This window comes from Flavobacterium olei (assembly GCF_039749035.1).
GTDB lineage: Bacteria > Bacteroidota > Bacteroidia > Flavobacteriales > Flavobacteriaceae > Flavobacterium > Flavobacterium olei.
In genome coordinates, this window is the sequence record NZ_JBDKWC010000002.1 from 140,314 (window position 1) to 159,574 (window position 19,261).

The following is a 19,261-nucleotide window of genomic DNA, read 5'->3' on the forward strand; positions in this document are numbered from 1 at the left end:
AAATGTTTTATCTCGCAATTCCGATAGTTATCGGAAGCAGAGGCGCAAAGTTTTTATTCTCATTTTTTGTCATCGTGAGGCACGAAGGATCTCCGCAAGCAACTCCGCAAAGTGCGTTTAATCTTTGTCGAGCTTCTTGCGGAGATCCTTCCTCCGTCAGGATGACAAACTTTATGGTTGCTTTGGTCAAAAATGCGAGAGTAAAAAAAACTCTTAGCGCATCTCTGCGAGAAACCTCTACGAATCTCTGCGTAAAAACAGTTACCTTGCAACCTTTAAAAACAACAATAAAATTATGAGCCAAAAATGTGTCATCTTTGATATGGACGGCGTAATCTGCCACACCAATCCGCATCATGTCGTCGCTTTCGAACAATTTTTCGATAAATATAAAGTTCCGTATACCAATGAAGAATTTGAAGAACATATGTACGGAAAACACAATAGTTATATCATGACGCATTTCTTCAAGCGTCCGATCGAGGGAGAAGAACTGATTGCGTTAGAAAACGAAAAAGAAGGAATGTTCCGTGAGATTTATAAAGACAAAGTCGAAACGATTCCGAATTATTTGAGATTTCTGGATGAACTAAAATTCCACGGATTTAAAACCGCCGTTGCCACTTCTGCACCGCGGGCAAATTTAGATTTGATTGTCAATTTCCTGAAACTCGACCAAAAAATGGATTCGATGATGTCCAGTGAAGACGTAACAATGCACAAACCTAATCCGGAAGTATATCTAAAATCAGCAGAACGTGTTGGCGTTTCTCCATCGGATTGTGTGGTTTTCGAAGATTCTTTTTCGGGTGTTACAGCGGGATTAAATGCAGGAATGAAAGTTGTTGGCGTTTTAAGCACGCATACAAAAGAACAGCTTCCGCCTTGCGATTTTTATATCAATGATTACAGCGAAGTGAATGTGAAGAAGATTTTGGAATTATTGAAAGGTTAATTTTTAAACCATATAAGTGATATAAGTTTATTTTAGCTTTCCTGCAAGGTTTTCAAAACCTTGTAGGTTTGATTTGAATTAAATTCTATAAAATAATTTAAGTTCATTTAAACTCGAACTTTTTCAATTGCCTCCTGCTTTAGCTGGAGGTTTTTTTATGGTTTGAAAGGAAATGGCTTTAGCGGAAATTGGTTTCTATATGAAAAAAATAATTAAAATTGAATGCATATATGTATTTAAATGAAATAAAGTTCAGATGACTTTTGCAATTATTTTAAATCAAAAATCATGAGTGCAAATAATCTTTCGAAAGAAGTTGAAAACCGATTAAATCATTTTTTAGCAGATGTTGTTGATCCAAAAGATATGGCAAAAGCAATTCGCCAGGCAAATTATCTTTTAACGCTAAGTGTAATAAGAGAACGAGATACTTTAGGAAAAATAAACATGGAGAATTTCTTTTATTGGATAAATGAAATGGCCGAAGTTTTAGATCCTTATTTTGAGGCTGAGTAAAGTGGCATCATTTAAGTTCAACAACTTACGCAGTTTGCGGTTAAATTCGCTTCAACACTTTTCTAATAAACCGAAAATTCCTATTTTTAAATCACTTTAAAGCAAAACATGATGAAAAAGGAAATTCTGGAGCAGATAAAAAGACTCGGCGGAAATATCGACAATGTAAAAGGCAATTCTATGCAGGAAGATTTACAGTCTATAACTTTTGATACCGTTTTGTACCCAAGACGCGAAGATACGCCGTGGGCTTCTGCCGAACAGCAAGAACCTATTTACGGAATTGGCGGTTTCGTAGACGAAAATGAAGCGCTTTTTAGAGCTCACAAAGAAGCTTTTTACGACAAACTGATTCAGAAATATTTCCGCAAAACCACCGAAGGATTTGGACAAATGTTTTGGGAAGTTACTCCATTTACACCTTTCAAAGAAGGCACGGAAGATTACAAAGAATGGAATTCTGATTTTACAGACGAAGAAGAAACAGATTTAAGCGAAATCATAAAAGTAACAAACGATACAACGCCGGATTTAATTTTGCTAGCAACAAGCTACGGTTTCCCGGATAATTTCTACATCGCCTTATCTGATCCAAATCCTGAAAACCCAACTTTATTTGGCACCGATCACGAAGTCTTTTTCAGAGAAGTAACCAACGAAGGAAACCTTGAAGATTTCATGAATTCGTTTATGACGAAAGAGGAGGTTTTGGAGATTGTAAGGAATGGGATTGAGAAAGAATAGATTTCTCTCAATATTAGTCATTTCGACGAAAGGAGAAACCAAAAGCAAACCGACAAAAATTAAGAGTGATTTCCGCAATTTTTTTCATGTGTACAAACTTGTTGGAATGCGGTTTCTTCGCTTTGTCAAGGTGAATGAAAAAGAGAATATTGATTTTCAGTTTAAAAAAATATAGCCAATGGTTTTAACCATTGGAATGCATTGATTATGGATTTTGTATGTGTTCACGTGGTTGAAACCACGGGCTATGTTTGAGAAATAGTTGTTTAAAATAGATAAAGTCAACTCAAAGTTTGTCATTTCGAGGAACGAGAAATCTTCGCGAGAAACTCGGCAAAGATTGGATTCTCGTTGTAGAGCTACTTGCGAAGATTTCTCGTTCCTCGAAATGACAAGATTGCGGCTAAATATTGTGTGATTTTAATGAGGCTAAGCTCACTCATAAGAAATTCTAAGTTCCAATTTGTTTTTCTTCTATAAATTTTAAAAAAAACAATTAAATCAGAAATGCACTCCAACAACCAATTTTTTCTTTTGTAATTTCTTCTTTGTTTATGTTTAAATCGATTATTGTTGGAACATTGTCCCATCTCCAGCCATTGCATTCATTATACTCTTTAATGGACGTTGGGTAGTTGGAATTTATATGTTTATTTAATTGATCTCCTAAAAATAAAAATATCCATCCCATAAACTGGAAAAATAAATCCCATTTTCGCCTTGCTTTTGTTGATATTCACGTGAAGTTCCATCCGGATTTTTTTTTTTTTGAATGTCTCTTCAAAAAGGGATGTTTTTAGGATTAGCGTAAAATCTGATTTCCGGCTCACTTAAAAAACCTGAATAATAATCTATTTTAAGTATTTGATTTTCATTGTGAGTATGTGATTAGGATGTGTAAATCAAATATATGTAAAAACAAAAAAGCTTCTGAAAAAATATTCAGAAGCTTTTTTTGGTGCGGATAATAGGACTCGAACCTACACGCCTTGCGGCACCAGATCCTAAGTCTGGCATGTCTACCAATTTCACCATATCCGCGGAATTGTGGGTGCAAAGATAGGCATACTTTTGAATTATCAAAGCATTTTTTGAAAATTTTTTTTAATTCTCTTTTTTGTACTTTTGGTTTTCTATAAAAATAATTTAAATGGAAAACATTAAGTCGTACGTTCAACAACATAAAGATCGCTTTATCAATGAGTTGATCGAATTATTAAAAATTCCTTCGGTAAGTGCCGACACCGCATACTCTCAAGATGTTATTGACACCGCAGAAGCTGTAAAAGAAAGTTTATCAAAAGCAGGCTGCGATTTAGTAGAAATTTGTGATACTCCGGGTTATCCAATTATCTACGGAGAGAAAATAATAGACCCGAATCTTCCAACCGTTTTAGTTTACGGACACTACGATGTTCAACCGCCGGATCCTTTAGAATTATGGACTTCACCACCATTTGAACCGGTTATCAAAAAAACAGACATTCACCCTGATGGTGCCATCTTCGCACGTGGCGCATGTGACGACAAAGGTCAGATGTACATGCATGTAAAAGCACTGGAATATATGGTGCAGAATAATGAACTTCCGTGCAACGTAAAATTCATGATCGAGGGAGAAGAAGAAGTAGGTTCTGCAAGTTTGGCCTGGTTCGTTGAGCGTAATCAGGAAAAACTAAAAAACGATGTCATCCTGATTTCAGATACCGGAATGATCTCCAACCAACAACCTTCTATTACGACAGGTTTACGTGGTTTAAGTTATGTTGAGGTAGAAGTTACAGGTCCGAACCGTGATTTACATTCTGGTTTATACGGCGGTGCAGTAGCGAACCCAATTAATGTTCTGGCAAAAATGATTGCTTCACTTCACGACGAAAACAATCATATTACAATTCCTGGATTCTACGATAAAGTACAGGAATTATCTGCAGACGAAAGAGCCGAAATGGCAAAAGCGCCTTTCAGTTTAGAAAAATATAAAAATGCCTTAAACATTGCTGATGTTTACGGCGAAAAAGGATATGTAACCAACGAAAGAAACTCCATTCGTCCGACATTGGACGTAAACGGAATCTGGGGCGGTTACACCGGAGAAGGTGCCAAAACGGTTATTGCGAGTAAAGCGTTTGCTAAAATCTCGATGCGTTTGGTTCCCAATCAGGAATGGGAAGAGATTACAGAATTGTTCACGAAACATTTCACCAGCATTGCTCCGGCGGGAGTTACGGTAAAAGTAACGCCTCACCACGGCGGACAAGGATACGTTACGCCAATTGACAGCATTGGATATCAGGCAGCAAATAAAGCGTATACAGAAACGTTTGGAGTTCCTGCAATTCCGGTTCGTTCCGGAGGAAGTATTCCAATTGTGGCTTTGTTTGAAAAGGAACTGAAAAGCAAAACCATCTTAATGGGATTCGGTTTAGACAGCGATGCAATTCACTCTCCAAATGAGCATTTCGGAATCTTTAATTACCTGAAAGGTATTGAGACGATTCCGTTGTTTTACAAGTATTTTGTAGAACTTTCTAAGTAAGGTTTTGCCACTAAGACGCTAAGGCGCAAAGATTTTTAGTTTCTCACTTTGTCAAACTTGATTTTAAATACAAATCCGTTCAGAAATGAGCGGATTTTTTTTGCTTAATGTATATTCAATTAATTATTAAATTTTAATGTATCACTTCATATTTATTAAATGAATTAACTTATTTTTATATTTTTTATTAATATTACCATATTTTTATTATTGATAATTTAGTTTTGTTGTATTTTCTAATGTTGTTTTAATCTAATTTTAATATTCTAAATGAGCTCAAATGCAAAGACTAGATTTACGCTAATAGCTTATACACAATATCTTAAGGGAATAAAAAAAATGAATCCGATGTTTCGTCAGGGTGCAGTATTGCAAAATCTTGCCGAAAAAACATGGCTGATATCACCTGGAAATACCACTATTTCATCAAAAGCTTACTTTCTCGAAGGACAGCTTGATCGAATTACAGGCACTGCATACACAGACGATCCTAAAGCAATAATGCAGGGCGGCACTGTAATTACACACGAACCCACTTACGCGTATAAACTCCGAAATCTCTGGATGATTAATGGGTCTGTTTATAAAGGACTTAATAATTTTTTATTTCATCATCGTTCAAAACTAACGAAGAAGATGAATTATTTTCCGCCGGTAAAAATCAATAGTGAAATAGAAAATGCTTCAATCTACAGTTCTTACGACGGAAATGAATTTTTTGGTCTTTGGTTAACAGATGACTGCACCAATTACAGATTGGCAGAAGAAGAGGGAACTCCTGTAAGTACAAATGTTTTTGCAAGTCCGCACATGTTGGAGTATGAATCCCTTCTTGAGATGAATCCGTTTCGCACAAATGCTGCGTACTTAAAAAATGCAGTATTTTTTGATGATGATTGGGGCAACAACGACAGGAAAAAAGAATTGTTTACTGCAAATAAAAGAAAGTTGCTCTCCCATTTTAACGGGATTTCACATCCGGGAGTATTTATTTTACGAAGAGGATCCGGAAAAACGCGCATTTTATTAAACGAAATTGAAATCGCAGAGCAACTGCGAGAAAAATACGGTTTCAAAATTGTAGATGTGACACAAAACACTGTATCAGAAATTTTGGAAGCCTGTGTTGGAGCCAAAATTCTTATCGGTATAGAAGGAAGTCATCTTATGCATGGTCTAGTGGTTTTAGAACCCGGAACTTCCATTTTAACTTTGCAGCCACCAAATCGTTTTTGCGGTGTTCTCAAAATTACGACAGATATGCAAAACATCAATTACAGCTTTGTAGTTGGAACCCCGAAAGGCGAAAATTTCATCATAGATTTTGAAGAAGTCGAAAGAACGCTCGATTTACTCCCTGCATAAGAGATTCAGACGTTCAAGATTTTCGGGAATTTCAATTATAATTTGGGCGTTGCCTACGGGCTATACGCTATATCTTTTTGTTTTTAAAGAAAAAACAAAAAGGATGCAACTGCTATCCCTAACGCATCCGTGCTAGCGAGAAATTTAATTTTCAGAAGTTAAATAACTTTATATCAATATATTTAAAAATATTTTGTCGGAAAATTTGTGTATTTAAAATTTAATTCTACATTTGTAGAACAGAATCTATAAATGTAGAGCACATGATTAAAAACGGACTTTTAATTTTAATACTTTTTTCTTTTCTGGGCTGTAAAACTGCTGAGGTCAATCAGAAAATTGACAGAAAAAAAGAAGGAAAATGGGTAGATGATTATACTCAGGATAACATTCAGTATAAATCTGTTGAATATTATAAAAATGATATTCCGGTAAAAAAATGGAAAACCTACATTGGCGGAAAAATTTACAAAACAGAAAAATACAAATACGGCATCTGTATTTCTAAAACCTATTACGAAAACGGAAAATTAGAATCTGTTGGTAAAACAAAACTGGAAAGCGATTCTGTTCAGACACATTGGTTTTATTTCGGCGACTGGAAATTTTATTCCGATAAAGGAAAACTGATTTCGATTAAAACATATAATAAAGGTGAATTCGTTTCCGAACAAAAAATAAACTAGAATAGAGAATAAAGAATAAAGAATAAAGAATAAAGAATAAAGAATAAAGAATAAAGAGGTTAAGACTCAGGAATAACAAAGTATAGAAACCTTAGGATCTTAGCGCCTCAGTCCCGAGACTTCGGGATTAACACCTTAAAAAAAATGCAATTAACAAACGCCGAAGAACAATTGATGGAACATTTATGGAAGCTGGAAAAAGCTTTTATGAAAGATTTACTGGAAGCATTTCCGGAACCAAAACCTGCAACAACAACAGTCGCGACTTTGCTAAAACGAATGATTGACAAAAAGTTTGTTGCTTACAACGAATTCGGAAATTCGAGAGAATATTATCCGTTAGTCAAAAAAACAGATTATTTCTCGAAACATGTAAAAGGCCTTATTAGTAATTTCTTTAATAATTCGGCTTCGCAATTTGCTTCTTTTTTTACCACCGAAACCAATTTGTCGGAATCGGAATTGGAAGAACTCAAAAAGATTATTGATTCGCAAATTCAAAAAAAGAAAAAATGATAAACTATCTTTTAAAATCAGGAATGCTGCTTTTGGTTTTTTATGCAGTATATAAGTTATTGCTTCAAAATGAAAAAATGTTTCGTTTTAATCGTGTGTATCTTCTGGGAAGTTTGATTTTTAGTTTTATAATTCCGCTGCAGTTATTTTCTGTTCAACCGTTATTTTCAGATGTGGTTTCTACAATTCAGCTTGATGGAATCGTGATCCAGGCCAGTAAAAGAGTTTCAGCTTCAATAAATTACAGTCAGCTTTTTGGGTTAGCTTTATGGTTTGTCTATAGTATGGTAATTTTCATTTTGGGAGTTCGGTTTTTTAAGAATTTATATGCGCTTTATAAAACTTCGCTAAATAATGAATATCATATCATTGAAAATCAAAAAATCGTTTTGCTACAAGAAACCATTTTGCCACATTCTTTTTGGAATACCATTTTTATCAATAAATTGGATTTTGAAAATGGTAAAATTTCAACCGAATTAATCGCACATGAAAAAGCGCATTTAATACAGAAGCATTCCCTGGATATTCTTTTTGTTGCCGTTTTAAAGATTGTATTTTGGTTTAATCCGCTCCTTTTTTTATTTGAAAAAGCGATAAAACTGAATCATGAATTTCTGGCAGATGAAGCGGTAAATAGGCAATTTGAAGAAATTTCCAATTATCAGAAAATGTTGCTTGATATCGCTTTAGATAAAACTACAGTCGCTTTGGCGAGTACTATTAATTATCTAATCACTAAAAAACGTTTTGTTATGATGACTAAAAAAGAATCTCCGATTACAGTATCACTAAAAGTATTTGGCGTAGGAATAGTTTTTGTCGTATCTCTTTTTATTTTTAGCAGCGAAGCAGTTGCCCAGGAAGTAAATGTAAATTCTGATAATAAAACTGGAAACCTTTACAGGATAGAGTCAGTAGACAAATTACCAGAATTTCCTGGAGGAATTGAAGAGTTTTATAAATTTGTAGGCATGAATTTTAAAATTCCCGCCGAGGTCGGGAAAAATAAAATAGAAGGTAAAACTTATATGAAGTTTGTAATTGAAAAAGACGGAAGTTTGTCTAATATAATGGTATTGACCGATGTAGGCTATGGAATAGGAGATGAGGCGACGCGGGTCCTGAAACTTTCTCCAAAATGGATTGCAGCTACAAAAGATGGAAAAGCTGTTCGTGTGCTGTATAGTTTACCAATCAAGGTGGAGCCTGAGAAATAATTTTGTGCTACTAAAAAGTTGTGTGTATATAAAAAAATCCGCTTCCAAAATTTTTGAAAGCGGATTAAAAATAAAAAACTAATTTAAAAAAAAAATTCTAAAAAAAAATGTGATCCTTACTAAAATAAGTCGGGATTATAACCAAAATACGGAACCGTTTGTTCGTTAAAAACCACTCCGTAATCTTCTAATTCTTTTAAAATGGGTTCGTAAACTTCTCTCTTTATAGGAAGCTGGACACCCGGAGTTGTGATTTTTTTATTTAAAATCAACAATGTAGCGATTGCAACGGGCAATCCAACTGTTTTGGCCATTGCCGTATAGGTTTGGTCATCGCCAATGCAGACCATTTTAGAATCAATTTGTTGTTTGATGCCGTTTATTTCGTAACCAAATTTATGGTACATTACAATCATGTCTTTGTCATCTGGTTCCAGACTCCAGCTGTCAGACAAAATCTTTTGCAGAATCTGTGCGGGAGTTGCATTTGGTAGATTGACTTTTTTATTAGGATTAAATAAATCGAGCTCCAGAAGTTTGTCCCACATAATATCGTCCTGATCGATTTTTAAAAGCAGGCGTGTTTTAATCTCAACAGAATCGGTTGGGTGGTACGGCAGAAACGAATTTACAAACTGGCGATAACTCATGTTTTCAGAATCTTCCATAATATAACTGTCATCGGTCATGCCCAGTTGTACAAACATATTCCAAGCTCTGGAAAATCCGACTCTTCTAATGGTTCCGCGGTACAATGTCAGCACATCGTCTAAACCGTAAACCGATCTGTATTTTAAAGAATCACGGTTAGAATACGCTTCAAATTTTCCGTAGCCTTCGACTTCCAGAAATTCGGTTCTTCTAAATAATGCGCTGTACGGAATATATTTATAAGTTCCTTCCTGGATAAATTTTGCTGCACCGCCCTGACCGGCCAAAACCACGTTTCTGGGCGCCCAGGTAAATTTATAATTCCACAAATTGTTATCAGATTCCGGTGCTACAAGCCCGCCGCAAAAAGATTCGAATAAAAGCATGTTCCCGCCTTTATCTCTAATTTCATCAATTACCTTCATCGCACTCATGTGGTCGATACCCGGATCAAGGCCGACCTCATTCATAAAAATAAGATTGTTATTTTTGGCTTCTTCGTCTAGTGCCTGCATGGCATCACTTATATAAGATGCTGTAACGAGATGTTTCTTAAATTCGAGGCAGTCTTTTGCGATTTCGAGGTGCAAATGTGCCGGAAGCATCGATATAACAATGGAAGCTTGTAGAATAGCTGTTTTTCTTTCTACAGTATTAAAAATATCTAAAGCAATTGGAGTTGCATTTGGGTTGTTTTGTGTTTTTTTCTGTGCCAGTTCCAAAGAAAGATCGGCCACAGTAATATGCAGGTTTTCTTCATTAGCTTTTGCTAATAAATATCGAATTAAAGAAGATGCAGATCTTCCTGCTCCAATTATTAAAACGTTTCTCATGTTTTAAATATTTAACACAAATATATTTAATTGTTACAAATATAACAATTTTAATTGCATAAAGTTAAATTTATTTTTGGGTTTCAAGAACAAAAGCGATCGGAATTTGTTTTAAATAAAAGTGTTTTTTCGAATCGTTTGAAGTATTTTTGTATCCAATTTGAAAAGATATAGATTATGAAAAGAAGAATCGTTTTAACTGGTGCTTTTATAGGAATGCTTGCCATTATTCTGGGAGCTTTTGGCGCTCATTTATTGAAAAAATATCTTTCGGTTGATCAATTAAATACTTTTGAAGTTGGAGTTCGTTATCAAATGTATCATGCATTGTTTCTTTTCTTTTTATCGACACAAAAAGATATCGCAGAAAAAACCCTAAAAACTATTTATAATTTTGTTGTTGCCGGTGTTGTACTTTTTAGCGGTTCGATTTATTTAGTGGCAACAAAAGACTACACATTGTTTTATTCTAAAATTATCGTATTCGCAACTCCTATCGGTGGTTTTCTATTAATTATTGGTTGGGCGCTATTATTCTTTACGATTTTGAAGAGAAAATCATAAAATCCCGAAAAAAAAATTCTGTGTAAAAATTAATCTTTAATTTTGTCTCATAAATAACATATAACTTTATTTATGTGAATTTTTTGTAATTTAGATTGAAAATCAAAAATTATATAACAAATTCATTTATAAGGTTGTAATAAAGTAAATTAGAAGCTGTTATTTTTTCTTTTTATTAATTTTAAAGTGAGATTTCTCTTTTTTGATATTAATCAAAGTGAAATTTAAGTAATTTAAAACAAATAAGAATTAATCTGTAATTTTGCTTCTGAAATAAATATCACACACAACTTAAAATTTATGGACACTAACACAGTTTTCTCGCAATCGATTTCGCTGAAAGAATTAGGAATTGAAAATGCAAAGGTTCATTATCAACTATCTGCAGACGAATTACATGCGATTACTTTGGAGTCAGGACAAGGTGTTGAGAATTCTACTGGTGCATTGGCAATTAATACAGGTGAATTTACAGGCCGTTCTCCACAAGATCGTTTTATCGTAAAAGACGATATTACCAAAGATCAGGTTTGGTGGGGAAATGTTAATATTCCGTTTGAACCTCAGGCTTTTGAAAAGCTTTATAATAAAGTAACAGCGTTTTTATCTAACAAAGAAGTTTTTGTTCGTGATTCCTACGTTTGTTCAGATCCTAATTACAGATTAAATGTGCGTGTGGTGACAGAGACGGCATGGTCCAATTTATTCTGTTACAATATGTTTCTTCGTCCTGAAGAATCTGAATTGGCCAATTTTACACCAGAATGGACGGTAGTCTGCGCTCCAAGTTTTATGGCAGATCCTGCTGTGGACGGAACACGACAGTCGAATTTTGCTATTTTGGATTTTACCAGAAAAATCGCCCTCATCGGCGGAACAGGTTATACAGGTGAAATGAAAAAAGGAATTTTTTCTGCTCTGAATTTTATCCTGCCAGTTTTCAAAAATACACTTCCAATGCATTGCAGCGCCAATGTAGGGGAAGATAATGATACAGCGATTTTCTTCGGATTGTCAGGAACTGGAAAAACAACTTTATCGGCAGATCCGGAACGTAAATTAATCGGAGACGATGAGCATGGCTGGACAAACGAAAATACTGTTTTTAACTTCGAAGGCGGTTGTTATGCTAAAGTAATCAACTTAACAGAAGAGAATGAACCGGACATTTTCAGAGCCATCAAAAAAGGGGCACTATTAGAAAATGTAGTTTTCAAAGCCGGAACAAATGAGGTAGATTACGATGATATTTCGATCACACAAAACACCCGTGTGAGTTACCCGATTACACATATTGATAATGTGCAGCCAGGTTTGGTGGGACATAATCCTAAAAATATATTTTTCCTTACGGCAGATTCTTTCGGGATCCTGCCTCCAATCTCAAAATTAACTCCGGGTCAGGCTGCATATCACTTTATTTCGGGTTATACAGCAAAAGTAGCAGGAACAGAAGCAGGTATCACAGAACCGCAGCCTAATTTCTCAGCTTGTTTTGGAGCGCCATTTATGCCTTTACATCCAACACGCTATGCTGAAATGCTGAGCAAAAAAATGAAGGATGCCGGCGTAAAAGTTTGGTTAATCAATACAGGATGGACTGGCGGACCTTACGGAACAGGAAGCCGTATGAAGCTAAAATATACCCGTGCTATGATTACTGCGGCGTTAAAAGGAGAGTTAGATCATGTAGAATTTGAAAATCACTCTGTGTTCGGAATTGCAAAACCACAATCTTGTCCAAACGTTCCGGAAGAAATTCTAAATCCGAGAAACACTTGGGAAGACAGAGATTTATACGATAGAAAAGCGTTAGAATTAGCTCAGAAATTCAAAGCTAATTTTGCCAAATTTGAAGAGTTTGCCAATGCCGAAATTTTGGCGGGCGCACCGGTTACAGAATAAAAGGAATTATTGATTCAAAATAAAAAAGCTGTTCGTTTTGAACAGCTTTTTTTGTTTTTATTGTGTCTGGTTTGGTTCGTATGTCACCCTGAGCGTCCCGAAACTTCGGGAGAAGGGCACTCTAATTGGGACGGGGGTTTCGACTTCGCTCAACCTGACAACCTTCGCTCAGCCTGACAAAACTTGTTCAGCCTGACAATCTTCCTTCAGCCTAATGCAAATTAAATAAGATTTTAAAAACAAAGGTTCGCAAAGCTTTATTATTAAACTTTGCGAACCTCTGTATTTTTTACTTTGTGTTTCTTTGCGATAAAATCTTTAAAAGGGTTATTGAATCGCAGCTTTCAACTACAGTTTAAAGGAAAGGAGCCAAAGAACTGCGATTTCAAATCAACACTGAATCATTATTTCTTTGTTTCGTCTATACGTTTTTGTATTAAATCCCAAGTGTAATAGTGAAAAGTCATTCCGTTGCTCATCGCTACAAAAAGTCCGTTTTTGTATTTTGGCCCTAAATTAATGCTGGTAACATCGGCACCATCACATTCAATTGTAGAAGTTGGAATTTCTGCCAATAAAGGATAATTGTCGGGATTTCCTTTGGCACCTTCTCTTGGATATACCATAAATGAATTTGCCTGTTGGTTAGAAACTAAAATATATCCTGTAGAATCTGTTTTTTTGTAAATCGCGATTCCTTCATGATCTGCTTTGAAATCTTTCTGACCAAAAAGAGCTAATTCTTTATTGTCATTTAAAGCGGGATCTGCTTTGTATTTTCTGATTCCGAATTGTTCATCGCAATAAAAAATGGTTCCCAATTCATTGTCAACCGCAATGGCTTCTATTTCTTTTTTACCGCTGTAAGACCCGAATTTGCGGACTACTTTTGCAACAGCGAATTTTCCTTTTCCGGAAAGTTCATATTGCCATAAATAACTTCCTGACGGACCAGTTTTTCTTCCTACAATAGCAAAAATCTTTCCATCAGCCGGACGCGTATACAAGGAGATTCCCATAGGATCGCGTAGTGCTTCGCCTTCAAAAACCGGAATTCCGCCATTATCAATTGGTTTTAAATCAGGTAAACTAAAAATTCTGATTTTATTTTCTTCTCGTTCTGTTGTAACGGCAACGTCTACTTTTTTTCCGTCAATAAGCAATCCGTAAGCGATATCCACATTATTTGGCCTTTTTAACGAAACTGATTTTTTTAGTATTTTTCCATTCAGATCAAAAGCATATAAGCCGCCGTCTGTATCTTTATCTGTTCCAACAATTATACTTTCTGAGGGATTTGTCGGGTGAATCCATATCGCAGGATCGTCTGTATCGTGAGGCAATGCTTCTGTAACTGCTGTTGGTTTTACCGCATTGGGCTGTAGAGGTGATAACTTATCGTCTTTACAGGCTGTAAATAAAGCAGATGATAGTAAAAGAGCAACTATAGAATTATTTTTCATTCGGTTTGTATATTTTAATGCCATTAGACAGAGTGGTAAAACGCTGTCTAATGTAAGAATTTTAAAAATTGAAGATTATAAATCCAGTTTCAATCCAAGATTGAATTTGGCCTGATAATATTCTGCTTGTTTCGTGTGAGCTTCGACACCCTGATAATAACGTAACGGTTGATTGGTTAAGTTATTCGCTTCTGCAAAAACGCGAAGTTGTTTGGTGATTTTATAAGAAGCATTAGCATCTAAGAAAAATTGCTTGTCGTAATAACTGTCTTTATAAGATTCAGAACCTAACTCATCCAAATAATCGGAGGTGAAGTTTGTAGAAACTCTGGCAGAAAAACGTTTGTTTTCCCAGGAAAGAGATCCGTTAAACATATGCGGTGTAGTTCCCGGAAGACTAATGTCGTTTCTTTCGTTTCCGTCTTCATCAGCAATTCCTTTTGCTTTAGATTGCGTATAAGTATAGTTTAAGTAAATACCAAAACCTTTTAAGAATTTACCCGGAAGGAAATCCAACTGACGCTGAAAAGCAACTTCAAACCCGTATACATCAACCGTATTACCATTTCTTGATTGTAAAAATGACCAGTTTTCGCCCGCTGGAATTGGATTAATCTGATTAGGAAAATCTGCAGCAAATTTCGCGTCTGTATATTGATTGTCGCTGTAATTGTAAATAAAATCATTTAATCTCTTGTAAAAAACACCTCCGGAAATCAAACCAACAGATTTGAAATAGTTCTCTGCCATAAAATCATAATTGTATGAATAAGTAGCATCAAGATCTGGATTACCGGCTGTAATTTCTTTATCAGCGGCAATATTATTTACATAAGGTGCCAATGCGTAATAGTTTGGTCTCGCCAGCGCTGTTGTTGCAGCAGCTCTTAAAATCAAATCCTTTGTGGCGTTGTATTGAAAAGAGATACTTGGCAATAAATTCGTGTATGAATTGGTCGTATTGATTTTGCTTTCTAATTCTTCTTCATCCAAAACTCTGTTTCCTGTATAATCGATGTGCGTATTCTCAACACGGAAACCTAAAACCATAGAAAGTTTATCGTTAAAATCCTGATCCCATCTTACATAAGCAGCAGAAATTCTTTCTTTTGCATTATAGTTTACCGCCAGATATTCTGCCGGATCTGATTCTTTTTCAAATAAAGCCGAATTGTTTAAATCTAAACTTCCAAGGAAATTGGCAGAAGCAAAAGTTCCCGGCACATATTTACTTCCCGGATTAAAATCTTTCCCGTCATAATAGCTTACAGGAACTTCAGATAATAATTCCATTCCGTCAGTAAGGGGAGAATAGGAATAGAACATATTATTTCTTTCTTTTTCTTTTAAACGAAGTCTTAATCCCGTTCTCAATCTTCCTTTTTCACCTGCAATTACAGAGAACGGAAAACGGATGTTTACTTTTGCGCCAAATTCGCTTTCGCTTGTTTCATCTGTATTTTCAGTTACCGAATCAAATTCAAATTGATCTAAAGCTTCTCCGGCAGTTGTAACTAATGGAAATCTTTGATCTGTTAGGTTTTCAAAAACATCAAGACCTTTTTGACGGTATTCGATATAACGTTCGCCCGGACGATATTCTCTTGCTTTTGCATAGTTTGCCGACCAGTCCAAATCCAGAGTTGAGTTAATCAGGTGCTCTCCGCGAAGTGAATAGTTCTGAACTCTCTGATCTTCTAATCTTCTGTTTTTGTTTCTGTTATTATCCACGCCGCCTTTTGTCTGGCGTTTTACACGACCTTCAAAACCGATGATTTCTTCACCATTATAAATAGGTTCAATATCATCAATAGTAGTTCTGAAACGGTTTTCTCTGTCATCTCTCCAGTTGTAAATGGCATTGGCAAAAATGGTATTGTTCTCGTCGAATTTATAATCTAAAGCAACAGATCCGCTGCGGCGAATACGCTGAACATCATATTTTCTAATTTCAGAAGCCTGCAAATATTCATTTCCAAAATCATCTTTTACCCATTCGTTTTCGATATTATCAGAACCGTAATCCACATTATTATAAGAACCGCTGACCACAACTCCCAATTTATTATCAATAAAACGATTACCATAAACAAAACCGGCTGTGTAAGAAGCATGATCGCGAATTGGCAAATAACCTCCTGCAAGAGTAGCAGAAATTCTTTCGCCGTTTGGAGTTGCTCTGGTAATTAGGTTTACAGATCCTCCAATCGCATCTGCATCCATATCTGAAGTTAGTGTTTTATTAACTTCGATTGTAGAAATCATATCAGACGGGATCAAATCCATTTGTACATTTCTGTTATCTCCTTCTGCAGATGGAATCCTGTCTCCGTTTAAAGTTACAGAGTTCAATGACGGAGCCAGACCTCTGATGATAATGTTACGCGCCTCGCCCTGATCATTCTGCATGGTGATACCCGGAACACGTTTTAAAGCGTCTCCAACATTGGCATCCGGGAAACGTCCCATTTGATCTGAAGAAATTACGTTTCCTATATTTTTGTTGTTTTTTTGTTGATTTAAAGCTTTCGCCTGACCTTTTAAAATGTCCCCAACCACAACTTCGTTTAATTCAGTTCCAGAAGTTTTAAGAGAGAAGTCGATAACGTTATTTTTTCCTTGTTCTACTTTTATTTCCTGAGTTAAAGCAGTGTACCCAATATATTTTACTTCAACCTTATAAGTTCCTTCATTGATGTTTAATAATTCAAAACGACCATTATAATCTGAAACAGTATATTTTTTCTCGCCAACAATTTGAACCATAGCTCCAGGAAGTGGCAATTTGTCATCGGCATCTAATATCTTTCCGGATATAATAGCTTTCTGAGCAAAACCTGTAAAGGCTAATAGAAAGAATGCGGTTAGGAAATAAAATTTTTTCATTGTGTGTGTTTAGTTTGATTTCGGTTGCGAAGCTAAAACCCAAGTATTACTAAACCCTTGAAAAAAAATTAACATAGTGTTATGATTGGGCGTTGAACAGTTAGATTTATTAATCTTTAAATAACATCAAACCATCAAATGATTGATTCACAATTAAAAAGAAACTTAATTTTGATCGTATTTGAAAATTTGGCGTTAAATTTGCCTTATCAATCAAAATCAAAATCATCAATCATGTTAAAACAATTTTTTATCCTGTGTTCAGGTGCAGACAGAGATCTCCTAGAAGGATGCTCAGAAGGCGAACAAACCAAATACGTTGGTATTGGCGCCACTGTTTTTTTTACCGCAGTTATGGCTTTTCTGGCTAGCGCATACGCGCTTTTTACAGTTTTCGATTCTATTTATCCCGCTCTAATTTTCGGTTTTGTATGGAGTTTACTAATTTTTAATCTGGACCGGTTTATAGTTTCTACTATTAAAAAGAGAGATCGCTTTATGGATGAATTCCTGCAGGCAACTCCGCGTATTGCTTTGGCTATTATTATTGCGATTGTAATCTCAAAGCCCTTAGAAATTAAAATTTTCGAAAAAGAAATCAATACCGTATTATTAAAAGAAAAAAACGAGATGGAATTGGCCAATAAAAAACAAATTGGCACTTATTTCAAAACGGATTTAGATAAGAACAAAGCAGAAATCGCAGCGTTAAAATCAGATATTGTCAAAAAGGAAAAAGAAGTAAACGCTTTGTACTCTACTTATATTACAGAAGCTGAGGGAACGACTGGGACAAAGAAGCTTGGTAAAGGTCCGGTTTATAAAGAAAAACGTGAAAAACACGATGCTTCTTTAAAAGAGTTTGAAACCTTAAAAACAACAAACGAAGCTAAAATTGCCGAAAAAGAAAAAGCAGGAGTACAACTCCAAGCCGATTTAGATAAAAAAGTATCACAAACTCAACCTATCATAGAAGGCTTCGACGGATTAATGGCGCGTATCAATGCATTAAATAAATTGCCTTGGTTACCTTCATTTTTTATAATGTTGTTATTCCTGGCTATTGAAACTTCACCGATTATCGCTAAATTATTGGCACCAAAAGGGGAGTTCGATTTTAAACAGGAAGAAGCCGAAACCGCCATGAAAGCGACTTTGGAACAAAATAAATACCAACGCGAATTACTGAAAAAGACAAGCGCAGAAATGCACGACAGAGTGTACGCTGACATCGCAGAAGATAAAAGTCTCTACGATCTGCAACGTAAAAATGCAAAAGAATTATTGGAACTGCAATCGCACAGTTTTGTAGAAAAGCAGAAAGCTACACTTTAGTCAAAAGTCATAAAGTCCAAAGTTTGAAAGTCCAATAGAGACATAAAAAGATAAAGCCAGAAATAAATCTATTCCTGGCTTTTTTATGTAGACAAAGTCAAAAACTTTCAGACTTTTGATTTTATGACGTTAAGTCCAAGTTTGAAAGTCCAATAGAGACATAAAAAGATAAAGCCAGAAATAAATCTATTTCTGGCTTTTTTATTTTAGACAAATTCAAAAACTTACAGACTTTTGACTTTCGACTTTATGACTAACATTACATGTAGCTCAAAATCTCTTTCTTATAAGCGTCATATTCTCCCTGCATGATTAAACCGTTGTCCAGAAGTTTTTTATAATTCTGAAGTTTGTCAAACAGCTCTTCTTTAGACAAGTCACTTAATTTACGGTCTCCGGTTGGAGCTGGCTGTTGAGGTGGAATTTGCTCATAAGTTTCGTAAACAGGAGCTGCCGGTAAAATCTCAGCAAAACTGGTTACTTCTTCCGTTTCCACTTCTTCAATTTCGTCTTCATATTGTTCTACTTCTTCAACTTCTTCCTGAGTGTCCTCAATTATAGGAGTTGCAGTCTGAACAGGATTTTTTAAAATATCCAATTGCTCTTTAGCGTAAGTGTAAATTTTTCTCGCCTGAATTTTCGGAATATAATCGATAGAAACGGCTAAATCTGTTTTTGTTCCAAAAGAAAATTCAGAACCTAATATATTTTCTTTTACAAAAGTACTTGCAATATCATCCCAGGTGTAATCTGTAAAATCCATAGAAAGCCCTAAATTTTTAGGCTTACAGATAATGATTCGTTTGTTTGTTAATACAATACTATCAGGAAAAACGGTTATTGCAGGTTTTTTTTGTACTGCGATATATCCAACTTCTTCGCCTTTCATCAATAAATCGGTAAGTTTTGAAGTGATTTTTTCAATCGCTTTAGGATCTTGTTCTTCGTTTAAAAACTTTTTAAATTGTTCTTTCATTTCTTATAAGTTGCTAAGTTTCTAGGCTGCTGAGCGGCTAAGTTTTTTTACTGACGTTACAAATGTAATGCCTAATTTTCTAATTGCTCCGCCTGTTTGGTAAAAAT

At 35.2% G+C, this 19,261-nt stretch carries 17 protein-coding genes and 1 tRNA gene; 11 read left to right on the forward strand and 7 right to left on the reverse strand.

Annotated elements, in window-relative coordinates; genetic code table 11:
- Nucleotides 1–7: 7 nt before the first annotated feature.
- Entirely contained in the window at nt 8–304 is a 297-nt protein-coding gene (locus ABEB31_RS04560) for a hypothetical protein (protein ID WP_347050162.1), read from the reverse strand.
- On the opposite strand from ABEB31_RS04560, the gene ABEB31_RS04565 reads away from it, so the two are divergent.
- From ABEB31_RS04565 to ABEB31_RS04575, 3 genes are all read left to right on the forward strand, one after another.
- On the forward strand, nt 296–955 hold the full coding sequence (locus tag ABEB31_RS04565; RefSeq protein WP_347050163.1) for an HAD family hydrolase: 660 nt from the start codon (nt 296–298) through the stop codon (nt 953–955). The genes ABEB31_RS04560 and ABEB31_RS04565 overlap by 9 nt on opposite strands.
- Nucleotides 956–1,243: 288 nt before the next feature.
- A complete protein-coding gene (locus ABEB31_RS04570) occupies nt 1,244–1,471 on the forward strand; it encodes a hypothetical protein (RefSeq protein WP_347050164.1) in 228 nt (75 codons plus the stop codon).
- A gap of 111 nt (nt 1,472–1,582) precedes the next feature.
- A complete protein-coding gene (locus ABEB31_RS04575) occupies nt 1,583–2,215 on the forward strand; it encodes a hypothetical protein (RefSeq protein WP_347050165.1) in 633 nt (210 codons plus the stop codon).
- A 496-nt stretch (nt 2,216–2,711) separates the two neighbouring features.
- Here the strand turns inward: ABEB31_RS04575 and ABEB31_RS04580 are convergent, their stop codons facing one another.
- Together ABEB31_RS04580 and ABEB31_RS04585 are read right to left on the reverse strand one after the other, a co-directional pair.
- Nucleotides 2,712–2,906: a hypothetical protein gene (locus ABEB31_RS04580; RefSeq protein ID WP_347050166.1), complete on the reverse strand. Its 195-nt coding sequence runs from the start codon at nt 2,904–2,906 to the stop codon at nt 2,712–2,714.
- Nucleotides 2,907–3,171: 265 nt separating this feature from the next.
- Nucleotides 3,172–3,256 (reverse strand) — tRNA-Leu (locus tag ABEB31_RS04585).
- A gap of 109 nt (nt 3,257–3,365) precedes the next feature.
- Between ABEB31_RS04585 and ABEB31_RS04590 the strand changes: the two genes are divergently transcribed.
- The 5 genes from ABEB31_RS04590 (at nt 3,366) to ABEB31_RS04610 (ending at nt 8,541) form a co-directional block, all read left to right on the forward strand.
- The gene (locus ABEB31_RS04590) at nt 3,366–4,754 is read left to right on the forward strand and encodes a dipeptidase (protein WP_347050167.1); all 1,389 of its coding nucleotides are present in this window, start codon (nt 3,366–3,368) and stop codon (nt 4,752–4,754) included.
- Between the two features lie 339 nt (nt 4,755–5,093).
- The gene (locus ABEB31_RS04595) at nt 5,094–6,119 is read left to right on the forward strand and encodes a glycosyltransferase 61 family protein (RefSeq protein ID WP_347050168.1); all 1,026 of its coding nucleotides are present in this window, start codon (nt 5,094–5,096) and stop codon (nt 6,117–6,119) included.
- Between the two features lie 263 nt (nt 6,120–6,382).
- On the forward strand, nt 6,383–6,805 hold the full coding sequence (locus tag ABEB31_RS04600) for a hypothetical protein (protein ID WP_347050169.1): 423 nt from the start codon (nt 6,383–6,385) through the stop codon (nt 6,803–6,805).
- Between the two features lie 144 nt (nt 6,806–6,949).
- On the forward strand, nt 6,950–7,321 hold the full coding sequence (locus ABEB31_RS04605; RefSeq protein ID WP_347050170.1) for a BlaI/MecI/CopY family transcriptional regulator: 372 nt from the start codon (nt 6,950–6,952) through the stop codon (nt 7,319–7,321).
- Entirely contained in the window at nt 7,318–8,541 is a 1,224-nt protein-coding gene (locus tag ABEB31_RS04610) for a M56 family metallopeptidase (protein ID WP_347050171.1), read from the forward strand. The genes ABEB31_RS04605 and ABEB31_RS04610 overlap by 4 nt, the downstream gene beginning before the upstream one ends.
- Nucleotides 8,542–8,660: 119 nt before the next feature.
- Here ABEB31_RS04610 and ABEB31_RS04615 read toward each other — a convergent pair whose 3' ends face one another.
- The gene (locus ABEB31_RS04615; RefSeq protein ID WP_347050172.1) at nt 8,661–10,025 is read right to left on the reverse strand and encodes a saccharopine dehydrogenase family protein; all 1,365 of its coding nucleotides are present in this window, start codon (nt 10,023–10,025) and stop codon (nt 8,661–8,663) included.
- A 177-nt stretch (nt 10,026–10,202) separates the two neighbouring features.
- Here ABEB31_RS04615 and ABEB31_RS04620 point away from each other — a divergent pair, with 177 nt between their 5' ends.
- Nucleotides 10,203–10,589, forward strand: a complete 387-nt coding sequence (locus ABEB31_RS04620; protein WP_347050173.1) for a DUF423 domain-containing protein — start codon at nt 10,203–10,205, stop codon at nt 10,587–10,589.
- A 300-nt stretch (nt 10,590–10,889) separates the two neighbouring features.
- Nucleotides 10,890–12,494, forward strand: a complete 1,605-nt coding sequence (gene pckA, locus ABEB31_RS04625) for a phosphoenolpyruvate carboxykinase (ATP) (protein WP_347050174.1) — start codon at nt 10,890–10,892, stop codon at nt 12,492–12,494.
- A 404-nt stretch (nt 12,495–12,898) separates the two neighbouring features.
- On the opposite strand, the gene ABEB31_RS04630 is transcribed toward pckA, so the two are convergent.
- Nucleotides 12,899–13,957 (reverse strand): phytase, encoded by a 1,059-nt coding sequence (locus ABEB31_RS04630; RefSeq protein WP_347050175.1) that lies wholly within the window; start codon nt 13,955–13,957, stop codon nt 12,899–12,901.
- 75 nt (nt 13,958–14,032) lie between these two features.
- Complete coding sequence (locus ABEB31_RS04635; RefSeq protein WP_347050176.1) at nt 14,033–16,843, reverse strand: TonB-dependent receptor; 2,811 nt, start codon at nt 16,841–16,843, stop codon at nt 14,033–14,035.
- A 234-nt stretch (nt 16,844–17,077) separates the two neighbouring features.
- Between ABEB31_RS04635 and ABEB31_RS04640 the strand changes: the two genes are divergently transcribed.
- Nucleotides 17,078–18,178 carry a DUF4407 domain-containing protein gene (locus tag ABEB31_RS04640; protein WP_347050177.1) on the forward strand — a complete coding sequence of 367 codons (1,101 nt, stop codon included), beginning with the start codon at nt 17,078–17,080 and terminating at the stop codon, nt 18,176–18,178.
- 259 nt (nt 18,179–18,437) lie between these two features.
- Here the strand turns inward: ABEB31_RS04640 and ABEB31_RS04645 are convergent, their stop codons facing one another.
- A complete protein-coding gene (locus tag ABEB31_RS04645; RefSeq protein ID WP_347050178.1) occupies nt 18,438–19,154 on the reverse strand; it encodes a PH domain-containing protein in 717 nt (238 codons plus the stop codon).
- Nucleotides 19,155–19,261: the final 107 nt, after the last annotated feature.